The following is a 22,045-nucleotide window of genomic DNA, read 5'->3' on the forward strand; positions in this document are numbered from 1 at the left end:
ATGCAAGAATTGAGAATTTTAGCAATAATACCGGCAAGAGCAGGCTCAAAACGACTCCCCGGAAAAAATATTAAATTGCTTGCAGGAAAGCCGCTGATTGCTCACACCATCGACGCTGCTTTACAATCCAATTGTTGTGAGCAAGTTGTTGTTTCTACGGATAGTCAGGAAATAGCAGATATCGCAATTCAACATGGTGCTTCAGTTCCTTGGTTAAGACCAGCAAATCTGTCAGATGACTCCTCTAATGTAGAGGATGCAGTGATTGATTTGTTAAATAATTATAAAAAAATTAATGTGTATTTTGACAGTGTCCTTTTATTACAGCCTACTTCTCCTTTTAGAAAACCGGAAACTATTAGAGAGGCTGTTTTAATGCATAAAGATATTGGTCATAGTGTTGTATCTATCAATAAAGTATATTTTAAACCTTCCTGGTACAGAACAGTTGATGCTCAAGGTAATTTGTGTTCTCCCAGTGTTTTTAAAACGATTGATATTTCTGAAAGTGAACCAATTTATAAATTGAATGGTGCGATTTATATAGCTACTACCAAACAATTAATTACTAACAAATCATTTTACAGTGATCCAACAAAAGCTCTGCTTATGGATAGTCCAATTGAATCGATCGACATTGATACGCCAATCGATTGGGCTTTAACAGAAAAATTAATGGAATTAAACCAAGAGGCTCTAGTATGACTTGTTTTATTATTGCTGAAGCAGGAGTAAACCATAATGGTGATCTTCAACTGGCCAAAGAATTAATTTATGCGGCCAAAGAGTCAGGAGCTGATGCAGTAAAGTTTCAGACTTTCAAAGCAGACACTCTGGTGAATAAAACAGTTGAAAAAGCGGAATACCAAAAAAATAATGCACCAGAATCGACCACCCAGTATGAGATGCTCAAGGCACTGGAACTTTCAGAAGAGGATCATCATGTATTAAGTGAATTAGCCAATTCACTCGGCATTGAATTTATGTCAACTGGTTTTGATGAACACAGCATCGATTTTCTTATTTCCTTAGGGGTAAAACGATTAAAAATTCCATCTGGCGAAATTACTAATGTTCCTTATTTACAGCATTGCGCCAGTAAGAAATTACCCTTAATCATTTCAACAGGAATGTGTGATTTGCAAGAAGTAAGAGTGGCCATAGACACAGTAAAACCATATTATGGAAACTCTTTATCAGATTATCTTGTTTTATTGCATTGTACCTCTAATTATCCCGCAGCTTATCAGGACGTGAACTTGAAAGCCATGCAGACATTAGCTAACGAATTTCAATTGCCTGTAGGCTATTCCGATCATACTTTGGGTATTTTGGTGCCAACAATAGCAGTTGGTATGGGTGCTTGTGTGATCGAAAAACACTTTACAATGGATAAATCTCTCCCAGGACCAGATCATCTTGCTTCCATGAACCCAGAGGAAATGAAGAATTTAGTCCAATCCATCAGAGATACTGAAACTGTTTTGGGAAATGGTGAAAAAAAACCATCGGATAATGAGCTACCGATAAGAGCTTTGGTGAGAAGAAGTGTCACTTTAAAGCGTGATTTGACTAAAGGTTCTCAAATCAGCAACGAAGACTTGATCCTGCTAAGACCTGGAACTGGAATAGCACCGTCGGAAATATCAAAAATTGTAGGCGCTCGATTAAGTATGAATTTGTCTGCGGGTACTACTTTATTATGGGAACATATTGAAGCGTAATGGCCAGAAAAATAATTTATGTTACAGGTACTCGTGCTGATTATGGACTGATGCGAGAAGTATTAAAAAAATTGCACCAATCAGAAGACATTGATTTATCCATTTGTGTCACTGGCATGCATCTTGATGCTTTGTATGGAAATACAATTAACGAAATTAAGGCAGATCAGTTCTCAATATGCGGCATTATTCCAGTCGATCTTGCCAATACCCAACATGGTTCTATGGCAAAAGCTATTGGTCATGAGCTTTTGGGATTCACGGAGGTATTTGAACGTGAAAATCCTGATGTCGTTTTATTGCTGGGAGATAGGGGTGAAATGTTAGCTGCAGCCATAGCTGCGGTGCATTTAAATATCCATGTTGTGCATCTGCATGGAGGAGAGCGCTCTGGAACCGTTGATGAAATGGTAAGGCATGCCATTTCGAAATTATCACATTATCATTTTGTTGCGACAGAGGCATCTAGACAACGCTTGATTAGAATGGGTGAGAAAGAGGAAACCATTTTTCAAGTTGGTGCTCCGGGTTTGGATGAAATCATGCAGTATAAAACATCTGCACGTGATGTGTTTAATCAGCGTTATGAGCTTTCTCCTGATAAAAAAACCTGCTTATTAATCTATCACCCAGTTGTTCAAGAAGTTGGCTCGATTAAAATCCAATTTCAAAGTGTGGTTCAGGCAGCACTTGCGGCTAATTTACAGATTATTTGCCTTGAGCCGAATTCCGATACAGGTGGCCATTTCATTAGAGAAGTGATTCAGGAATATATTCATCATTCTGATGTTAGAATTATCAAACACTTACATCGCCCGGAATTTATTGATTGTCTTGCAAATTGTGATGTGATGCTGGGAAATTCCAGTAGTGGGATAATAGAGGCAGCTTCATTTAACCTGATCGTAGTTAATGTTGGAAGCAGGCAAAATTTAAGAGAGCGAAGCGATAATGTCATTGATGTTGGTATCACTTATGATGCTATTTTGGCCGGCCTAAGAGAGGCACTAAGCAAACCCAAAATGAAATACTCGAATTGTTATGGGGATGGAAAAACAAGTGAAAGATGTTATCAATTGTTAAAAGCTATCCCTTTGCATTCACAAATATTGAATAAATGCAATGCATACTAAATTGAAAATAATAGGATGTGGTGGGCATTGTAAAGTGGTGATTGATGCCTTATCACTGACTCAGCACTCTTTGCAAGTTTCACTTTGCGATAGTAATAAGAGTTTGCTGGGTCAAGAAGTGTGTGGAATATTGGTTGATTCGACGATGGATGATTTAGCTGACTATGTTGGCTATGCGCACGTCAGCATTGGAAATAATCAGGTCAGAAAGAATGTTATAGATTTGATGAATTCCAAAGCAAACTTGTTTACAATTACTCACCCGGCTGCCATTATTGCAAAATCAGCGAGCGTAGGTGTTGGCTCTTTTATCGCAGCACAGGCAATACTGGGACCTGATTGTGAGGTGGGGGAAGGATGTATCATCAATCACAGCGCTGTTGTGGATCATGAAGTGAGAGTTGGTTCGTATTCGCATATTGCGCCTAATAGCACCTTAGGTGGGCGAGTCAGGATTGGTGAGCGAGTTCTGATTGGAGCAGGAGCTGTTGTTTTGCCTGGTGTGGCTATTGGCGATGGGGCAACAATTGGGGCTGGCTCAGTCGTTGTGAAGGATGTAAAAGAAAATGCTGTTGTGAAAGGTGTACCTGCAGTCTAAAAGGAATAAAATGATTACTATCAAAGAGCTATATATACAAAAACAAGAAAATCTGAAAACTGCCTTGAGTAAGCTGGATGCTACAGCTCAAGGTGTGTTATTTCTGGTAGATAGTGATGAACGTTTAATAAGGACGGTTACTGATGGCGACATTCGAAGATTGTTATTGAAAGGATTCGCATTAGATTCCACTTTAGAGGAGTTATCAGAGCATTCATCAAAAGCTTTACCTGTATCTGCTACTGTTCAGGATGCCTACCATTTAATGCAGGAATATGAATTAGATCATATTCCGGTTATCGATGAGAGTAATCGCCCAATACGTTTGATCCACCGGAGAGAACTTTCTTCCAATATCCTGCTGTCCTCACCTCATATTGGTGAGCATGAGCAGCAATATGTGCAAGAAGCTTTCGCGACTAACTGGGTAGCTCCTTTAGGCCCCAATGTGGATTCTTTTGAAAAAGAAGTAGCCGAATACATTAATACAAAATCAGCTGTGGCTTTAAGCTCAGGAACAGCGGCTATTCATCTGGCACTCGTATTACTCGATGTGAAACCAGGGGATATTGTCTTCGCATCCAGTTTTACTTTTGTAGCGACAGTGAATCCTATTTTGTACCAAGGTGCGACCCCGGTATTTATTGATTCTGATTTGGACACCTGGAATATGTCCCCAGTTGCTCTTGAGCGGGCATTAAGAGAAAGTAAAGCAAAAAATCAAATGCCGAAAGCAGTGATCATTGTTAATTTATATGGACAAAGTGCCAATTATGATGCTTTATGCCAATTATGTAATGAATACAATGTGCCAATTATAGAAGATGCGGCGGAGTCTTTGGGGGCTACTTATAACAACAAGTACAGTGGGACTTTCGGCAAGTTAGGTGTGTTTTCATTTAATGGCAATAAAATCATTACCACTTCTGGTGGTGGCATGTTGGTGTCTGAAGACGAGAATCTGATACAAAGAGCAAGATTTTTATCAACTCAGGCTCGTGAGCCAGTGCCTCATTATGAGCATACTGTGGTTGGGTATAATTATAGAATGAGTAATGTGCTTGCTGGCATAGGCAGAGGGCAGCTGAAAGTATTGGAAAAACGGGTTAAGGCAAGGCGAGCTATTTTTGATCGATATAAGCAAGCCTTGGAATCTTACTCATTTGTTGACATGATGCCAGAGATAAACAATGGATACAGTACTCGTTGGTTATCGACATTAGTTATTAAACCAACGCCATACATGATAAGACCGGAAGAAGTCATAGAGCAATTAAAGCCGTTTAAAATCGAAGCAAGAAGAACCTGGAAACCAATGCATAAACAGCCTTTATTTGCAGGCTGTAAATACTACCCTCATGATGAGCAATTCAGCGTTTCAGATTACTTGTTTGATCATGGCATTTGTCTTCCTTCCGGGTCAAATTTAACTCCCAGAGATATTGATAGAGTCATTCATTGTTTGAATGATATTTTCAAATCTAAACAAAATGTTATAGAGGTTGTATAACTATCATGAATGAAAATAAGGTATTAAAGGAAACGGTTATTAAAGCAGGGGATATCCAACCTCTGAAAACTTATTTGAAAGATTTATGGCAATACAGGATGTTACTATGGGTTTTCACAGCAAGAGATATTAAAGTCAGATACTCTCAAACACTTTTAGGTTTTGGTTGGATAATTTTATCACCATTAATCACCGTTGGTGTGTTTACGTTTGTATTCGGATTTATGATAAAAATTCCCACGGATGGGTTACCCTACCTCTTATTTTATTTAGTAGCTATTATTCCCTGGTATGCCTTTATGGCAATGATCAATTTAACTATGGGGTCGGTAGAGGGTAATTCCGGATTAGTGTGCAAAATTTATTTTCCGAGGCTGTTATTGGGAGGAACCTATACTTTGTCTGCGGGGGTTGATTATCTTGTTGGATTTGGTTTAATAATAATTTGTGCCATGATTTATAACCAACTTAATTATCACTTATTCATACTATTCCCACTTCTATTTGTTATCCAAGCGATGTTTGCAATGGGTTTAGGCTTGATGTTGGCTCCTTTCAGTACTCGATATCGTGATTTGAAATTGTTTGTACCTTTAGCCCTTCAGTTTTATTATTTTGCGAATCCAATATTATATCCAATATCAGCGAGCCCATCCTGGTTACGTCTTTGGTATGAATTTAATCCTATGAGTATGGTTATTTGTGCTTATAGAGATGCCTTGAAAGGGGGGTGGCCAAACCCTGAGCAATTTGTATTTGGTTTCTCAGCTGCGATTATAGTATTTATACTTGGGTTTAACACTTTTCGTAAACATGAACAATCATTAGTAGACGCATTATGAGTTGGATTTTAAGAGTAGATAATTTAAGTAAAGTTTATAGACTGGGTGCTGGCGCTTCGCAACATGGAACTATATATGAGCAAGTCTCAAAAAAGATTAAAAAGGCTCTGGCGGGAAAAAAAGGTAAATCGAGTATTGATGAAGAAACGGAACAACAGTCATCTGCCAAAGCAGTTATTTCGGATGAACAAACAATAGGTTTACCCTCAGGACATTTTTGGGCTTTGAAGGATATCAATTTTCAAATTTCTCCTGGTGAGCGTATAGGATTGATAGGTCAGAATGGCTCTGGTAAGAGTACTTTGTTAAAAATTCTATCAAGAATTACTACGCCTACTTATGGTGAGTTTAGATATAAAGGCCATTTGATTAGTTTGCTTGAAGTGGGAACCGGATTTCATCCAGAATTGACTGGACGTGAAAACATCTACTTAAATGCGGCCATTAATGGCATGACCAGGCAGCAAATTAATCTTCGTTTTAAGGATATAGTTGAATTTTCAGAATTAGGTAGCCAGATAGAGACCCCGGTAAAACGTTATTCTTCAGGAATGTATATGCGGCTTGCATTCTCTGTGGCCGCTTTCCTTGAGTCTGAGATATTGCTGATTGATGAAGTCCTGGCTGTAGGTGACCAGGATTTTCAGAAAAAATGCAAGGAAAAAATGCTGGAAGTGGCTAATGATGGACGGACAGTTATCTTTGTAAGTCATGATATGAATGCTGTAGAGTCTATTTGTAAAAAAATTATAAAATTGTCACATGGATCAATTGTTGAATTTAAAGACATCGAAATTAATCAAACTGATAATTCAAGTTTAGATAAAAGCAAAAATTTGTCCATTGCAAATGAGCAGAAACAATCCACTCCAATCGCATTAGATTTGTCACCTAATCCAAATGAATCGTTGTGTGCAGAGAGAAATTGGAATAATAATTTAGCTAATGCACCTCAGATAAAAGATACAATCCAAATTTATTCCCTGAAACTGTTGAATCATGATGGGCAAATTTGCGATAAATTTACAGTCAATGAAGATATCACTATTCAAATTCAATATGAGATTAAACGAAATAATTCCAGGGTAAATATTAGATTAGATATATCTTCGTTGAGTGGTGTTAATTTATTTTCGACAATGAATAATTCATTAAATCCTCAACATAAATGCAGGAAAGAAGGATTTTATTCTGAGACGCTTGTTATCCCAAAAGAATTCTTAAATGAAGGTCAATTTTTAATTTCACTTGTTATAACAGATTTGGAAAATAATAGACCAGCAATCGTTCGCTCAAATTGTTTATCAATGAAAGTCATTGACGATAAACTACCTATTGGTGTAAGAGGAGATTGGTTAGGTTGTTGGCCAGATAGCTTACTAAGACCAAAATTGACTTGGAGCATTAAATCAGAGGAATCTTCTTCTGAATTAATTAATCAGGAGTTATTAACAGAAGAATAGTAGTTATTTGAATAGTAGATATCGTTTAAATTTTCAGGATGTAATATACATTGAATGAATAAAATTAGTATCCCCAAAAATACCTTATTATTTGTCCATATCTCTACTCATTTTAAAGAAATGATGCGTGTTGCTCGACTAATGAAGCAAAATGGAAATTTTCAACCTTACTTATTTTTTTATGCGGGATATGAAGGAGTTAAACGAGATATCAAGCAATGTCAATCAGAGGGAATTCAGTATATTACTTATTTTGATTCTCATGTATTTCAATCTAAAAATAGTATTAAACAAAGAATAATACGACGGTCGTTTAAACTGATATTTAAAATTTTAGAAATTATCATTTATTTATTAAAACCTATTTTTTGGATTTTTAATGGTATTTCCCACTTACACAGAAAATTGGTTAGCATCTCAAACAATAAGATTTATTTAAAAAATAACAAATGGCTCATAATATTATTGTCCCCTTTCTACTATTTATTTAAGTCTATTGCTTTGGTTTTTAATGGTATTTTTCAACCCTATAGAAAATATATTAAGACTAAAAAAAATAAATTATTTTTTAAAAATGAGAATTGGCTTGCCTCTTTATTAATTTCTGTATACAAATTGGTATGGGACAAAGTACCGTTTTTTTTACCAACAATTTCACGCTCTGCATACAAGTACAGTAAGTATATTGATGAAATTTTAATGCAGTATGAAGTTAAATTATTAGTGTACCCTGAGCATAATTTATTTTATTTTACTCAACTGACTTCACACATTGGGAAAAAATACAATATTCCCTCTATTATTGTGCCATTCACAATTGCAAATACTAAGGAATGGGCAGAGGCTTTTTATAATGAACCAGCATGTTCTCTGTCTAAGTTTTATAATAAAATTATGTCCATCGCATTTCCTCATTGGGTATTTTCCTATAAAAACAAGCAAATTATTCTGCATGCTGACTTAATATTGCTTCATGAAATGTTTGGAGCTACACCTAAAAATCCTTGGTTGTTGAATAGTGGTATGATTGATTTTCTTGCCATAGAGAGCAATGCTATGAAGGAGTATTATATTGCTGCAGGATTGGAGGAAAACTTCTTAAGATCTACTGGTGCCTTATATAATGATGAATTGTACTTAAAATTACAAAATGTTGACTTATATAGATCGAAATTATATCAATCGCTTGATGCGCAGCCCAATAAACCAATGATTCTGTGTGCGCTACCTCCGAACCAATGTGAGAGCAGACTGGATGTCATTGAATTTACAGCTTATTCAGATCTGGTAAGATATGTACTAGGGGAATTGGAACAATATGCCAATGAATATAATATAGTCATTAATTTACATCCAAGGATTAATCCCTCTACTGTAGAGTTTATAAGCGATTATCCAGTCAAAGTATTTTATGGCGATGTAGCTGAAATAATTCCTTTAAGTTCTGTTTATGTAGCAACTTGTTCTGCAACTATTAGAATGGCTATTACCTGTGGGATTCCAGTTATTAATTATGATTTATATCAATATCGATACGATGATTATGACGATTTGAAAGGGGTTATTACCGTATTTAGTCGAATAGAGTTTGCAAGCACACTGAAAAAACTAATCAAAGAAGCAAATTATTATGAAGAGATAAGAGCAGCTCAGTTAAAAGATAGTACTAAATGGGGTTTGTTAGATGGAAAATCAGGCGAAAACTTATTGAGCGAAATTAACTTGCTCTTCACATAGCAGTGATATAAAGAATGTATTGGCGAATGTATGAATGTCATAGATACTAAAATAAGCGAAATTAAAATTATTGAACCAAAGATTTATGGTGATGAAAGGGGTTTTTTTTACGAATCTTTTCAAGCCAAGCGATATGAGAAGTTATTAGGAATAACCGATCATTTTGTCCAGGATAATTTTTCAAGATCACAAAAAGGAGTGCTAAGAGGTTTGCATTATCAAAGTCAACAAACTCAGGGAAAACTGGTTTCAGTTTTAGCTGGTGAAGTTTTTGATGTTGCCGTGGATATTAGGTTAGACTCACCTACTTTTGGGCAATGGGTTGGAGTGATTCTTTCCGGAGAAAACAAAAGGCAATTTTGGATTCCTAAAGGGTTTGCCCATGGATTTTATGTTTTGAGTGATGTGGCTGACTTTGCTTATAAATGCACGGATTATTACCATCCTGAAAGTGAATTTTCCATTCATTATCTTGACCCGCAACTAGCAATTGATTGGCCATTAGGAAATCAGGTTCAATTGTCTCCAAAAGACGCTGCAGGCAAGCCTTTAAGTGTAATAGATACTCAACTTTTACCGAGATATCAAACCTAAATGAAAATAATGGTTACAGGTGCTAATGGGCAAGTTGGTACCGAGATTGTCAAATTTTTTTCTTCTGAGTATGAAGTATATGCATGTACCAGAGATATTCTTGATTGTTCCAAACCCGAACGGGTTCATGATGTGTTATCAGAAATCCAACCGGATCTTGTCATTAATGCAGCAGCTTACACGGCTGTAGATAAGGCAGAAGATGAACCTGATTTGGTTCATATCGTGAACACCCAGTTTGTCTGTCGCTTGGTGAATTATTGTAGCCTGAAAAATATCCCCTTGATCCATTTATCAACTGATTATGTATTTGATGGAGAAAAGGAGGGTTCCTATCATGAAAATGATATTCCTCATCCATTAAGCACCTATGGACGTAGCAAATGGGAGGGGGAACAGGCTATTTTATCTCAACTTAAAAAGTATATTATTTTACGAGTTAGCTGGGTATTTGGTGAACAAGGGAAAAATTTTGTAAAAACGATTTTAAATTTGGCTTGCAGCAGAAAGGAATTGAATATCGTTTCTGACCAATGGGGAAGACCTACTTCAGCTCGAGATATAGCAAGGGTACTATTTGAAATAGTGCAGAAAATCAGCCGCTCTTCCTTTGAATCTTGGGGCCTATATCATTATGCAGGGCAGGGTGTCACTAATTGGTACGAATTTGCCAGCACATTTCTTAAGATAGCAAAAGAGAAACAGCTTTCTTTGACTTTAAACAATCTAAATCCGATTAAGTCAGAAGAATATCCTACAAAGGCAATAAGGCCAAAAAATTCGGTACTTGATACAACAAAGATAGAAACAATATTGGGTATAAAAAGCTGCAGCTGGAAAAATGATTTGCCAGATGTCATCGACAATTTTACTAAAAAATAAGAATCACACTATGAAAAATCAAATGAACAATCTTTTGGTAACTGGGGCTGCAGGCTTTATAGGAAGTAATTTTGTTAAATTTATGATCGATAAATACCAGGAAATCAAGATAGTTAGTCTGGATAAATTGACCTATGCAGGAAATAAAGCCAATTTGAGCGAAATAGAAAAATATCAAAATCATCTTTTTGTGCAAGGAGACATATTGGACAAAAATCTGGTGTTATCCTTACTAAGGGAACATGAGATAGATACTCTTGTCCATTTTGCAGCCGAATCCCATGTGGATAATTCCATTGATAACCCGCAAATATTTCTTGAAACCAATGTGATTGGAACTTTTACTCTGTTAGAGGCAGCAAGGATTTATTGGTTGAATGAAAGGCAATGGGATAAATCATTGTGTCGGTTTCATCATGTATCCACCGATGAAGTGTATGGTTCATTAGAAAAAGAAGAGGCTGCGTTCACTGAAAAAAATTCATATCAACCTAATTCCCCCTATTCAGCGTCCAAAGCAAGTTCTGATCATATAGTCAGAGCTTATTATCATACTTATGGATTACCTGTTACCACTTCCAATTGTTCGAATAATTACGGGCCTAATCAACATAAAGAGAAGTTGATTCCTAAAGTAGTGTATGCTTGCGTCAATCAGCTGCCTATTACTGTCTACGGTAATGGATCAAATGTTCGCGATTGGTTGTTTGTCATGGATCATTGCGAAGCAATTGATACGGTTATTCAAAAGGGAATGGTTGGAGAGGTTTATAATATAGGTGGTAATAAAGAACTGGATAATTTAAGTTTGATAAAAATGATTTGTCAGATGATGGATGATTTAAAGCCTATGGAAAAACCATATGACTCATTGATTACCTTTGTTGAAGACAGGAAGGGTCATGACAAGCGATATGCCATAGACAATAGTAAAATTCAAAAGGAATTGGGTTGGGTTCCACAAGGTGATTTTTCCCATAAACTATCAAACACTATTGAGCATTATTTAAAGAAATATTTATAGGGCATATCAATACGATTGACTTAAGCAGGGAGAGGTATGTTTGGAATCTACTTATGTAGGTTGTGTTTTTTTTGTTTAGTGCCGCTGACCGTAACCTCTGTATTATACGCAAGTCAGAGTTGTATTCCTATCAACAAAATCCCGGTTGTTATTAACAAATCAGGTTATTATTGTTTGGGAAAAAACCATTATTATTCGGGTAATCAAAATCCAATCACAATAAAGACTTCTTGCGTAACATTGGATTTCAAAAATCACAAAATTGTGTTAATTCCACGTAATTCTGCTAATCAGGTATATGGAGTTTACTCCTTGAACTCTCATCATATTAGTGTGATGAATGGACAGATTAAGGGGTTCATGATGGCCATATACCTTGCCGATAGTAGAGGCTCAAAGACGAGTGAAGGAAGTCATTCTGGCCATTATCTTATTGAAAAGATGACCTTAAAAAATAATTTTTTTCGAGGGATCAGACTAGAAGGGGTCAATCAGAAAATTAGCAATTGCCGAATACTTAACACAGGTGGCAGCACAGTCTATGAAAATGCATTTGGCATGGGTATTGAAGTTATTGGCCCAGGTTCAGTAGTTGAAAATAATTTTATTCAGGATACTAAAGCCTTAGGGGAAGGAGAAAATATTGGCATTTCATTTTCAAATAACAATGCTAACTCTGTTGCAACAGGCAATCATATTTTCAATCATTATGGTTTTTTAGAAAAAAGAGCTCATTTCAGAGGAGATTCTGGACATAGTTTTGGGATTTGGGTTGGTGGAAATGAAAAATACAGATCAAATGTTTTAGTTCATGATAATTGGATAAAAAACACGTACTATGGCATTGTGTTTTCGTCCGTTACAAAAGGGAAAGTGAAAAACAACAGAATAGTGAATGCGGATAAAGCATTATTAATCCACAGTTCCCAAATTATAAATTAAGGATGAATTTTCATTATGGGAAAAATTTTTTATAAGAGTGCCAGTATTCGAGTATTTAGAATTTTTTTAGATGGATTAGGTTTACAACTTTCTTAATTATGGTAATTTATTACTCATTTTAATCATTAGAAACAGCATGAAGCGTCAGACAGAATTATTATCATGGAATTTGCTTCAAATGGAAGCAAATAGAATTCGTTCAAATTCAGGTTCACAACCATACTTCGTTGTGGATTCCAACAATTATGAATCCAGAAAACAGCTCAATGGTATTGAGTACGACTATTCCAGACAGCGAGTCAACGGAGCTATCATTGATTTGCTTATCAATTTAGCGGATGAAGTTAAATTATCAGAAAAAATTGATAACTTGATCAAGGGTAAAAAGGTTAATACCAGTGAAAACAGGGCGGCTCTGCATACTGCACTGAGAGATTTGGGTAATAAATCAATACTGATTGACGGACTGGATATCATGTCCGAAGTGATCAATACGCGTGAAAAAATTAAAGTCGTGTCTAATCAGATTAGGGAAAAGAAGTGGCTGGGTTATTCAGGATTACCAATAACTGATATTGTAAATATAGGCATTGGCGGCTCAGATTTAGGTCCTCGTGTGTGTATCCATGCCCTATCTAATTATATTTCCAAAGAGTTTAATTACCATTTTATCTCAGATGTTGACCCGGCCAGTTTCAACGATGTGATTGCAAAAATTAATCCTCAAACCACCTTATTTATTGTTTCTTCCAAATCATTTACTACAAAAGAAACTCTATTAAATGCCAGAAAAGCTTTTGCATTGTATGAGGATATGACTTCTATCGATCAACATTTTATAGCTGTAACCGCTCATCCGGAAAGAGCTTATCAAATGGGTATTAAAACTGCGTTATCGATTTGGGATTGGGTTGGTGGTCGATTTTCTTTTTGTTCCGCAGTGAATTTAATTACTGCCATTGCAATTGGTTATGAACAATTTGCTGAATTGCTGGCGGGTGCCCATGATGTCGATACTCATGTTCAGTTTACTGATTTTAAAAATAATATACCTGTGCTTATGGCTTTAATCGGTGTATGGAATAACAATTTTTTGAATATTCATAATTTACTTATTCTTACCTATTCCAAAAAACTGGAGTACTTTGTTCCTTATGTACAACAGCTGGATATGGAGAGCAATGGAAAATCTATTGATGTGAATGGAAGAATGGTAGATTATGCCACTGGACCTATCGTTTGGGGTGGATTAGGTAATCAGGCACAACATAGCTATTTTCAATTATTGTGTCAAGGTACACATCGATGCGTTGGCGATTTCATTACTTTGAAAACTAATGATGATCATGAGATTAATTCCATGTGCCATTATAAAATGAAAGTGTTAAGTGAAGGAATTCAAACAAATGAAAATCCTTATGGATACATTCCTGGCAATATGCCAATGAATCATCTTATTTTGTCAGATTGTTCTCCTTATACATTAGGGGCACTGGTAGCACTCTATGAACATAAAATTTTTGTACAAAGTGTGATATGGAATATTAACCCATTCGATCAGCCTGGTATTGAAAGCGCCAAGAGTGCTCACAGAGAAATCACATTATCAAGCGAATCATAAAGGGTCGCTAAATGCTATAAGATAGTTTAATAATTAAACTAAATTTTATATTTTATTGACATTATCAACGTATTTTAATGTATTACTGCAATAAACTTGATAATATTTAAGGCTATTATTTGTTCGAAGAAAAATAGAGAGTAGGCTCAATATAATGAAAGGTATTATCCTGGCAGGTGGTTTTGGCACAAGACTGTATCCTCTGACAAAATCCATTAGTAAGCATATGATTCCGGTTTATGATAAACCAATGATTTATTACGCCATCTCTACATTAATGTTGGCTAATATCAGGGAAATACTGATTATTTCAACGGAAGAGCATCTTCCTTTATATAAAAATTTATTAAATGATGGCTCCCAGTGGGGGGTTTCATTTAACTACATTGTGCAAAATGAACCAAGAGGGATTGCGGAAGCATTCATTTTAGGCGAAAAGTTTATTGGTAGTGATTCTGTTTGCCTGGTTTTGGGAGATAATATCCACCAGGGCAGAGGCTTTTCTGAATTATTACAAAACGCAAAGTCAAAATTAAATGGCGCAACAGTTTTTGCCTATTATGTCGATAAACCCCAAGCCTATGGTGTGGTGGAGTTCAATGAGAAACAACAAGTCCTATCTATAGTGGAAAAACCAGCGCAGCCCAAATCCAACTATGCGGTAACCGGATTATATTTTTATGATAATCAAGTCATAGAAATTGCCAAGAGTTTAAAACCCTCTGGCAGAGGGGAACTTGAAATAACCGATATCAATCAGTTTTATTTATATGAAAACAAACTGGATGTCCAGATTTTGGGAAGAGGTTTTGTCTGGCTGGATATGGGTACACCAGAAACCCTGTTATCAGCAAGTAACTATATCTGTACTATCGAACAGCGGCAAGGTTTAAAAATTGGATGCCCTGAAGAAATAGCGTGGCGTATGAATTTTATTAGTGATGATGAGTTACTGTGCAGGGCTAGAGAGCTTAATAAAAGTAGTTACGGTCAATATCTTGCAGAGCTACTCAATCATAAACGGTTTTAAAAGCCATAGGTAATATAGTGACAAAAGTATTAGTGACAGGCGCAACAGGTTTTATTGGCAGTAGCTTGGTTCCGGCTCTTATTGCTGCAGGGTATGATGTTCGTTGTGCTGTGTGGCAAAAAAATCAATACATGTCTGTTGAGCAAGTCGAAATTGATAAGCTGGAGCAAGTAACGGATTGGTCAGAAGCTTTGAATGGAATTGATATTGTCATACATCTGGCTGCGCGAGTCCATGTTATGAAAGAGAATACCTCCTCCTCTCTGGAAGAGTATTGTAAAATAAACAGCATCGCCACAAAGAATTTTGCTGAACAAGCTGCAAAACACAAAGTAAAGCGATTTGTATTTTTAAGTACTATTAAGGTGAATGGAGAAGTAAGCTTGCCTCAGAGCCCATTTTCTGAGAAAAATTCTGCTCAACCAAAAGATTCTTATGCTCAAAGCAAGTTGAAAGCAGAGCTCTATTTACAAGAGGTTAGTGAACATAGTGAAATGGAAGTGGTTATCTTGAGGCCTCCTCTAGTTTATGGACCAGGGGTAAAAGCTAATTTTTTAAAATTATTAGGTATGGTGGAAAAAGGATGGCCATTGCCTTTTGCCAGTATAAAGAATAAGAGAAGTTTTATTTTTATTGATAATTTGATTTCGGCTATTCTAATGGTAATGACACATCCTAAAGCAGCAAATCAACTTTATCTTGTGGCAGATAATGAATCTTGGTCTTTAGCAGATTTGTTATCCTTGCTAGCCCAAAATATGAAAATCAATTTAAGATTATATCACTTCCCTGCTACTTTTTTAGCCTGCCTGTTCAAGATCACAGGAATGGGCAGTTTAAATACTCGTTTGCTGAGCTCTCTGGAAATTGATAATTCAAAGATTATTTCAGACTTAGGCTGGACTCCACCGGTTGATTCATGTGAGGGCTTAAAAAAAACAGCAGTTTGGTATCAATATGAATATAATGCTTAGTGTTTTTTTTATACTGTTATCTTTTGTTTGTACCAAACTATTTTGTGTTATTGCACAAAATTCAAAGTTAATCGATAAACCCAATGACAGAACTCTGCATTTGAAACCAACGGTTAGAGGGGGAGGCATTGTATTTATTGGTTTGTCTTTATTAATTTTACCTTTTATTTGGTACTTTACAGGTACGCTCTATAAAGAATCGGTGTTTTTATTGCTGTGCATTCTTTTAATAACCGGGGTCAGTTTTTTTGATGATATATACGATCTCCCTATCAAGATTAGGCTGGGAGTACAATGTATTGTCGCTTTCATTTTGGCTGTATCCATGAGACCAGAAAAACTGGATTTTATACTTTTTTCGTTGAATCATAGCTATATCATAATTCCGTTCATTTTTTTCATAGTCATCTGGGCCATAAATCATTTTAATTTTATGGATGGTTTGGATGGCTTTTGTGCGTTACAGGCTATTTATTTACTTGCCTCCTATTTCATTTTATTTAATATGCATCATGCTTTGGTTTACCAGGATTTTTGTTGGATTTTAATATGCAGTTTGATTGGATTTTTAATTTTTAATTTTCCTCCAGCAAGATTATTCATGGGGGATGTAGGTAGTGCTTCATTAGGACTAATCATTTTCTCAATGGCCTTGATTGCCCAACAAAAATACCAAATTCCTATCGTTTATTGGTTTATGCTAAACAGCCTTTTTCTTTTTGATTCTACAGTCACTTTATTGAGACGAATCATGAATAAAGAGCGGTGGTTTGCTCCACACAAAAAACATGCTTATCAGAGATTAAAACAATTTGGAATGGATACCCGTTTCATATTGCTTGCTCAATTACTAATGAATGGATTCATTGGATGTTTGGTGTTCTTGAGTTGGACACAGAAATTGACGATATTATGTGCATTATTCATGTTAACACTGATTTTATTTAGTTATTATTTTATTGTTGAAAGAATATATCCGATGCATTTTCAAGCGCCTTAACACAACTATATCCGCTTCCTTACGGACGCGGCTCGGTTTCGTGTCATTGTAATCCGAGCCGCGACCGTAAGGAAGCGGATGTGGAACCCGGCATGAGAGTAAATCAAACGCAACTCTGGTATTTCACTATGAGTACATATTATCAAGACATCAGTCTTAATTGTCTAACCCCCTAGAAAACAAAATAAATAAAGGGTTTTGTTGGTGAGAACATGAATATCATCAGCATCAACATGCCGAAGATATAACCGCATTTTTTAATCCAAAGTGGCTGAAGTGAGGAAAGAGTTTGAGTTTCAAATTTTTTTAACTGTGGTCCAATAAAGCATAATGCAGATAATGCAAGTAAACCTAATACCGAATCAGTGTAACCAGTTGAAGAACGATTGATAGCAATTTCTTTTGCAATTCCTATTGGATTAAACATTTTTGTAATTAGCGTGTAAGCTTGGTCAAAAGAATTGGCTCTAAAGATAACCCATCCAACAACGACACATAAAAATGTAAAAGCAATAGATGCTATTCGATAATAGCTATTTGCCGGGGCAATATTTTTGTTTTTAAATTTATTACGATAGATGTGGTATATAGACAACAACATCCCGTGATAAGCTCCCCAGATGGCGTAATTCCAGGAGGCTCCGTGCCATAATCCGGCAATGAACATTGTGACTATTAAGTTATTAACTGTTTTAATTAAAGTTCCTCGACTACCTCCAAAAGGAATGTATAAATAATCTCTAATCCAGAGTGAGAGACTGATATGCCATCGTTGCCAAAAATCACTGATATTAACTGCATTGTAAGGATGATTGAAATTAAGTGGCAGCTTTATATTGAAAAATAAGGAAACCCCTCTTGCAATATGGGTATAACCCAGAAAATCAAAATAAATTTGTACGGTAAACGCAATGGCAGCAAGCCATGATTCAAGATGAGTCGCGTTTTGATAATTGTTAAATACGGAATCTACAATAGAGGCGACTCCGTCTGCTATGACTAATTTAAAAATAAAACCGTATAAAACCAGTCTTAATCCTTCATTAATTCGGGAGAACTCTGGTAGCTCAATAGTGCTTTCATATTGTTGATAAATTTCTTTATAACGGACAATAGGCCCTGAAATCAGGTGGGGGAAATACATAATATAAAAATTATAATTTAACCAGTTGCTTGCTGGTTTTTCTCCTCTGTAGATATCTACAATGTAACTGATCGCTTCGAAAGTATAAAATGAAACGCCTAAGGGCAGGATGATATGAACCGCTTTGGGTATTGGTAAATCGATACCAATAAGAGCGCCTAGCGTATTCGCGTTGTCCAAAAAAAAGTTGGCATATTTGAAATAGATCAAAATCGAGCAATTAATAAAAATAGATAGAGTAAGAAACAGCTTTTTTAATTGCTTAGACGTCGTATTATGAATTCTGTTCCCTAAATAATAATCTACAGAGGTAGAAAAAAGTATGATACTAATCAGCGGAACACTCCATGTGCCATAAAACACATAACTGCAAATCAATATAAAATATTTTCGATAATAAGCACTTATCAAGAAGAAGACAGTCAATGAGAGGCCTAAAAATATAATAAATTGAAAGGTTGCAAAGTTCATGATTTATCCTCATGAGATTTTTTCATGTAATCATATATTTCTGCATCCAGATAACCCTCCGGATAGATATAATCCTTGTTTAGGATTTTATTTGCCAGAAGTTTGGTTACTTTTGATGCACCGAGAACATTCATATGAACCGGATCTTGAAAATTCTCCGGGTCTTGTAATTCTTCGAATAAATTGACGAAAGCAATTTTTTTCTTCTCCGCAAACCGTTTAATTTTGTCAACGATCAACTGATTTTGGGGCACATTGAGCTTGTCATGAACTTTACGCATTAATGGTTGGTATAAGGGCATTAGAACAAGAACTACTTTAGTTTGATGGTTATTGAATTCATCTATGAAACTCTCTAGCCTGTCTGTACCTAACTGATAATGAATGTAATCTCTTTCATAAGTTTTCACCATGGCATTGTATAAATAATCAGAGTTAGCAGACTCAGAAGTCATGACATTAAAAATAGGTGAAAAACCTACTACAGACACAGGTTGATGATTATAAATTAAATTGGTTAATCGTGATTTTGATGTATGCAATAATGTCTTATCGCTGTTATTAATTTGCTGATGGTAAAAATTCAGTAATCGTAAAAAGTAGAACTTGCTTGCCAATTTACAATATATTTTTGTAGAAATCGCATGTGTATCCTTTATTTCACAGCGAGTATAGTAATCAGAAACATTATCATCCCATAACTTTAAAGGTGTTTTGCCTGCAGAAGTGGGCATAGAAAAGTTATCAACATTAAGTATATGCACAGGTACATCGATAATAACCAGTTTTGGATTTACCTTTCTTTTTAGGAGATATTTATAGAGCGCTAATTGCTCTTCCAGATTTCCTCCTTCAAGCCCTAAATTATAAGTAGGGTATGCTATAGAAAGCTTCTCAGCCAGGGATGAGGAAAAAAGTTCTGGATAAAAATTTCTGGCAATAATTGAATCACCTATTCCAACAATACCACCATAGATTGTGTCCGCTATTAGAAATTTTTGATCGCGATTAAACCAGCTTCCAAATGGGGCAATAGATGTGACTGCTACCCATCTGGAAAATAATTCAATTGGGACAAATACGAGGACAAATAAAAATGAAGTCAACATTAATCTTTTTAACAGGTAATTACGATAAATTTTTGATTTATTCATGTTATAGAAGTAAGCTATTATTAGTCATTATACTCAAATCATTGCAATTGTATTCTAATAAAAATGTTCAATTTATTCGCTTTGAATGTTTTTTAAATATTAGTTGCCGATGAATTTTATCAGATATTAAATATTTAGCTACAAAGTCACAGTTTGTTTCGAATATAGTTAGATATTCCAAGATTGATCTAGTACTCGAATCAATTTTTTTGCCAAACTGTATCCTTGAATAGGAATATGAGCGTCGAGATGGAATTATTCAGAGTTAATTTATTTTGTATAGGGCAATCAACAAACTTCCATTTTTTACAGTGTAATCTTGAGAATAACACTATCGTATATCCTTATTGAGATATTGCTCGCAAAACTGCAAGTGATCATTTTGATATTCGGATTTCCCTGAACCAGACGCTTTACAAGCTTTAAGAAATATGAAAGTATGCCTAGTTATTTTAAAGCTAACAATCGATATGAATATTTCTCATGATCAACCCTCTAAAATATTACTCGTAGTTCAACGATTGTCTGATTTTGTTGAGATGAAGAGGGCAGCTACCGGCTTGAAACAATTTGGTTATAAATGCTTTATTCTTTTTTGTGGAGTTGAGTCACCACACCATGATTCAATCGTATTGAAAGAAATTGAAAAAAGCATTGTTATTGGGGAAGTAGACGGAGTAGAAATATTTGAAAACAAATCGTTAGTCACTGCTAAAAAATCAAGAAATAATACTCAGGAGTCAAATCCACAAAATATCAGAACAAAATGGAATGCTATTAAGAGTATGAGTCCCAAATTGGGTGTTTTAGGGGGGGGGGAGCATAAAGAGAAAGGATATAAAAACTCTAGAGGTAAACTAGCAAGATTAAAAATTAAAACACTTAAAGCTCTGATCATAAAAGCACATATTTTGTTATTAAAGATTAAGAAATTTAAAGTTTTATTGTTTCCTTTATTTCTGATAGTTAAATGTATTAATTTTTTTAAACGCAATCATTATAAACTATATTCCAGAATTCATGGGTATTTTAATTGGGGTTTGAATTTAATTAACTCACCTATGGTCTATGTGCCCAGAATCTATAGATATAATTATTGCCAATTCCAAAATATACTAAAAGCAGGCCAGTATAATTTAATTATTTTACCTGAAGATATTGTAGGTAATATCACCCCGCTAATAATAAAATCTGGCCATTCATTAAAAATTCCCAGTTTAATTCTTCCTTATACCATTGCAAATCAAAGTGAAGCATTTCAAGCACTAAAAGATCGGGATGAATTTCAAGTAAAGTATCATACTTTTAATAAGATAATTGGGCTTTTTTGTCGTTCTTGGGTAATGAAAGATGATACTCGAAAAGTTTTAAGATTACCTGCGGAGCATGTACTCGGCCATCTGATAACCAGAGCTTCACCTCCCGACCCATGGATGATGAACAGCGGATATGCTAATATAATCGCCATCGAAAACGAGAAAATGTTTGAGTACTATCGTAACAGTGGAATACCTGCCTCAAAAATGAAAATTACCGGCGCTTGTTATGATGATAACTTAGCTTATTATTACTTGAATAAAAAAGATGAAAGAAAAAAACTATACAGGGAGTTGGGTATAGAAAATAATAAACCTTTTTTCTTGCTGGGTGGTTTTCCAAACCAAATTACGGCAAATCCCCCTCGATTTGATTTTAAAGATGCGGAAGATGCAGTAAATTTTATTGTGGATTGTATTGAAGTATTTAAACAGGACTATGAAATTATTTTTCGACCACATCCAAATTATTTAGAATTGTCTGATCTTTTTGCGAAAAAAAATATCTTGGTAACCCAGATAGATACCGCTCGATTGGTGGCTTTATCTGATATCTATTTGGCTTTTGCTTCAGCAACGATTCGTTGGGCCATAGCATGTGGTATTCCAACTATTAATTACGATATGTTTTATTATGATTTTTCAGATTATAAAAACGTTAATGGTGTGCTGAATGCATGCACTAAAGAAGAGTTCAAGCTAGCTGTGAATACTATGAAACAGCTGGAACACTTTATGGTTATTAAGAAACAACTAGACACAGAAAAGAGAAAATGGGGTAATTTGGATGGAAAGTCCACCCACAGAATTAATGATTTGGTTAAGGAATTAATTCATCTTAAAAAAGTACATCGAAAAGCGTCTTAACTTTTTAGCAAGGGTGATT

At 35.3% G+C, this 22,045-nt stretch carries 19 protein-coding genes; 17 read left to right on the forward strand and 2 right to left on the reverse strand.

What is annotated here, in order from left to right:
* The 16 genes from OQJ02_RS03765 (at position 1) to OQJ02_RS03845 (ending at position 17,074) form a co-directional block, all read left to right on the forward strand.
* Entirely contained in the window at positions 1–705 is a 705-nt protein-coding gene (locus OQJ02_RS03765; RefSeq protein ID WP_322783369.1) for an acylneuraminate cytidylyltransferase family protein, read from the forward strand.
* The gene (gene legI, locus OQJ02_RS03770) at positions 702–1,724 is read left to right on the forward strand and encodes a N,N'-diacetyllegionaminate synthase (protein WP_265717937.1); all 1,023 of its coding nucleotides are present in this window, start codon (positions 702–704) and stop codon (positions 1,722–1,724) included. The genes OQJ02_RS03765 and legI overlap by 4 nt, the downstream gene beginning before the upstream one ends.
* Positions 1,724–2,857 carry a UDP-N-acetylglucosamine 2-epimerase gene (neuC, locus tag OQJ02_RS03775; protein ID WP_265717938.1) on the forward strand — a complete coding sequence of 378 codons (1,134 nt, stop codon included), beginning with the start codon at positions 1,724–1,726 and terminating at the stop codon, positions 2,855–2,857. The genes legI and neuC overlap by 1 nt, the downstream gene beginning before the upstream one ends.
* Positions 2,847–3,455, forward strand: a complete 609-nt coding sequence (locus OQJ02_RS03780; protein ID WP_265717939.1) for an acetyltransferase — start codon at positions 2,847–2,849, stop codon at positions 3,453–3,455. The genes neuC and OQJ02_RS03780 overlap by 11 nt, the downstream gene beginning before the upstream one ends.
* Before the next feature lie 10 nt (positions 3,456–3,465).
* Positions 3,466–4,965 (forward strand): aminotransferase class I/II-fold pyridoxal phosphate-dependent enzyme, encoded by a 1,500-nt coding sequence (locus OQJ02_RS03790; protein ID WP_322783370.1) that lies wholly within the window; start codon positions 3,466–3,468, stop codon positions 4,963–4,965.
* A 5-nt stretch (positions 4,966–4,970) separates the two neighbouring features.
* Entirely contained in the window at positions 4,971–5,807 is an 837-nt protein-coding gene (locus OQJ02_RS03795; RefSeq protein ID WP_061504461.1) for an ABC transporter permease, read from the forward strand.
* A complete protein-coding gene (locus tag OQJ02_RS03800) occupies positions 5,804–7,270 on the forward strand; it encodes an ABC transporter ATP-binding protein (RefSeq protein WP_265717940.1) in 1,467 nt (488 codons plus the stop codon). Before OQJ02_RS03795 ends, OQJ02_RS03800 begins: the two co-directional genes overlap by 4 nt.
* A gap of 54 nt (positions 7,271–7,324) precedes the next feature.
* The gene (locus OQJ02_RS03805) at positions 7,325–9,007 is read left to right on the forward strand and encodes a hypothetical protein (RefSeq protein ID WP_265717941.1); all 1,683 of its coding nucleotides are present in this window, start codon (positions 7,325–7,327) and stop codon (positions 9,005–9,007) included.
* A 30-nt stretch (positions 9,008–9,037) separates the two neighbouring features.
* On the forward strand, positions 9,038–9,601 hold the full coding sequence (gene rfbC, locus OQJ02_RS03810; protein WP_265717942.1) for a dTDP-4-dehydrorhamnose 3,5-epimerase: 564 nt from the start codon (positions 9,038–9,040) through the stop codon (positions 9,599–9,601).
* Complete coding sequence (gene rfbD, locus OQJ02_RS03815) at positions 9,602–10,483, forward strand: dTDP-4-dehydrorhamnose reductase (protein WP_265717943.1); 882 nt, start codon at positions 9,602–9,604, stop codon at positions 10,481–10,483.
* Positions 10,443–11,507 (forward strand): dTDP-glucose 4,6-dehydratase, encoded by a 1,065-nt coding sequence (gene rfbB / locus OQJ02_RS03820; protein ID WP_265717944.1) that lies wholly within the window; start codon positions 10,443–10,445, stop codon positions 11,505–11,507. Before rfbD ends, rfbB begins: the two co-directional genes overlap by 41 nt.
* Positions 11,508–11,870: 363 nt before the next feature.
* Complete coding sequence (locus OQJ02_RS03825; RefSeq protein WP_265717945.1) at positions 11,871–12,449, forward strand: hypothetical protein; 579 nt, start codon at positions 11,871–11,873, stop codon at positions 12,447–12,449.
* 136 nt (positions 12,450–12,585) lie between these two features.
* Complete coding sequence (gene pgi, locus OQJ02_RS03830; protein WP_265717946.1) at positions 12,586–14,070, forward strand: glucose-6-phosphate isomerase; 1,485 nt, start codon at positions 12,586–12,588, stop codon at positions 14,068–14,070.
* Between the two features lie 154 nt (positions 14,071–14,224).
* Entirely contained in the window at positions 14,225–15,100 is an 876-nt protein-coding gene (gene rfbA / locus OQJ02_RS03835; protein ID WP_265717947.1) for a glucose-1-phosphate thymidylyltransferase RfbA, read from the forward strand.
* A gap of 17 nt (positions 15,101–15,117) precedes the next feature.
* Positions 15,118–16,074 (forward strand): NAD-dependent epimerase/dehydratase family protein, encoded by a 957-nt coding sequence (locus tag OQJ02_RS03840; RefSeq protein ID WP_265717948.1) that lies wholly within the window; start codon positions 15,118–15,120, stop codon positions 16,072–16,074.
* Positions 16,058–17,074: an MraY family glycosyltransferase gene (locus OQJ02_RS03845; RefSeq protein ID WP_265717949.1), complete on the forward strand. Its 1,017-nt coding sequence runs from the start codon at positions 16,058–16,060 to the stop codon at positions 17,072–17,074. The genes OQJ02_RS03840 and OQJ02_RS03845 overlap by 17 nt, the downstream gene beginning before the upstream one ends.
* 172 nt (positions 17,075–17,246) lie before the next feature.
* Here the strand turns inward: OQJ02_RS03845 and OQJ02_RS03850 are convergent, their stop codons facing one another.
* Together OQJ02_RS03850 and OQJ02_RS03855 are read right to left on the reverse strand one after the other, a co-directional pair.
* A complete protein-coding gene (locus OQJ02_RS03850; protein ID WP_265717950.1) occupies positions 17,247–18,689 on the reverse strand; it encodes an MBOAT family O-acyltransferase in 1,443 nt (480 codons plus the stop codon).
* The gene (locus OQJ02_RS03855; RefSeq protein ID WP_265717951.1) at positions 18,686–19,843 is read right to left on the reverse strand and encodes a D-alanyl-lipoteichoic acid biosynthesis protein DltD; all 1,158 of its coding nucleotides are present in this window, start codon (positions 19,841–19,843) and stop codon (positions 18,686–18,688) included. Before OQJ02_RS03855 ends, OQJ02_RS03850 begins: the two co-directional genes overlap by 4 nt.
* Positions 19,844–20,313: 470 nt before the next feature.
* On the opposite strand from OQJ02_RS03855, the gene OQJ02_RS03860 reads away from it, so the two are divergent.
* On the forward strand, positions 20,314–22,026 hold the full coding sequence (locus OQJ02_RS03860; RefSeq protein WP_265717952.1) for a hypothetical protein: 1,713 nt from the start codon (positions 20,314–20,316) through the stop codon (positions 22,024–22,026).
* The last annotated feature ends 19 nt before the right edge of the window (positions 22,027–22,045 follow it).

It is taken from the genome of Legionella sp. PATHC032 (assembly GCF_026191185.1).
Taxonomy (GTDB): domain Bacteria; phylum Pseudomonadota; class Gammaproteobacteria; order Legionellales; family Legionellaceae; genus Legionella.

Excerpts from the sequence above, each read along its gene's own strand:
- OQJ02_RS03780 (WP_265717939.1), top strand. The coding sequence starts at position 2,847 with ATGCATACTAAATTGAAAATAATAGGATGTGGTGGGCATTGTAAAGTG.
- OQJ02_RS03800 (WP_265717940.1), top strand. The coding sequence starts at position 5,804 with ATGAGTTGGATTTTAAGAGTAGATAATTTAAGTAAAGTTTATAGACTG.
- rfbB (WP_265717944.1), top strand. The coding sequence starts at position 10,443 with ATGATTTGCCAGATGTCATCGACAATTTTACTAAAAAATAAGAATCAC.
- OQJ02_RS03850 (WP_265717950.1), bottom strand. The coding sequence starts at position 18,689 with ATGAACTTTGCAACCTTTCAATTTATTATATTTTTAGGCCTCTCATTG.
- OQJ02_RS03805 (WP_265717941.1), top strand. The coding sequence starts at position 7,325 with ATGAATAAAATTAGTATCCCCAAAAATACCTTATTATTTGTCCATATC.
- rfbD (WP_265717943.1), top strand. The coding sequence starts at position 9,602 with ATGAAAATAATGGTTACAGGTGCTAATGGGCAAGTTGGTACCGAGATT.
- rfbC (WP_265717942.1), top strand. The coding sequence starts at position 9,038 with ATGAATGTCATAGATACTAAAATAAGCGAAATTAAAATTATTGAACCA.
- OQJ02_RS03855 (WP_265717951.1), bottom strand. The coding sequence starts at position 19,843 with ATGAATAAATCAAAAATTTATCGTAATTACCTGTTAAAAAGATTAATG.
- pgi (WP_265717946.1), top strand. The coding sequence starts at position 12,586 with ATGAAGCGTCAGACAGAATTATTATCATGGAATTTGCTTCAAATGGAA.
- OQJ02_RS03790 (WP_322783370.1), top strand. The coding sequence starts at position 3,466 with ATGATTACTATCAAAGAGCTATATATACAAAAACAAGAAAATCTGAAA.
- OQJ02_RS03860 (WP_265717952.1), top strand. The coding sequence starts at position 20,314 with ATGAATATTTCTCATGATCAACCCTCTAAAATATTACTCGTAGTTCAA.
- OQJ02_RS03825 (WP_265717945.1), top strand. The coding sequence starts at position 11,871 with ATGGCCATATACCTTGCCGATAGTAGAGGCTCAAAGACGAGTGAAGGA.
- legI (WP_265717937.1), top strand. The coding sequence starts at position 702 with ATGACTTGTTTTATTATTGCTGAAGCAGGAGTAAACCATAATGGTGAT.
- rfbA (WP_265717947.1), top strand. The coding sequence starts at position 14,225 with ATGAAAGGTATTATCCTGGCAGGTGGTTTTGGCACAAGACTGTATCCT.
- OQJ02_RS03765 (WP_322783369.1), top strand. The coding sequence starts at position 1 with ATGCAAGAATTGAGAATTTTAGCAATAATACCGGCAAGAGCAGGCTCA.
- neuC (WP_265717938.1), top strand. The coding sequence starts at position 1,724 with ATGGCCAGAAAAATAATTTATGTTACAGGTACTCGTGCTGATTATGGA.
- OQJ02_RS03845 (WP_265717949.1), top strand. The coding sequence starts at position 16,058 with ATGAATATAATGCTTAGTGTTTTTTTTATACTGTTATCTTTTGTTTGT.
- OQJ02_RS03795 (WP_061504461.1), top strand. The coding sequence starts at position 4,971 with ATGAATGAAAATAAGGTATTAAAGGAAACGGTTATTAAAGCAGGGGAT.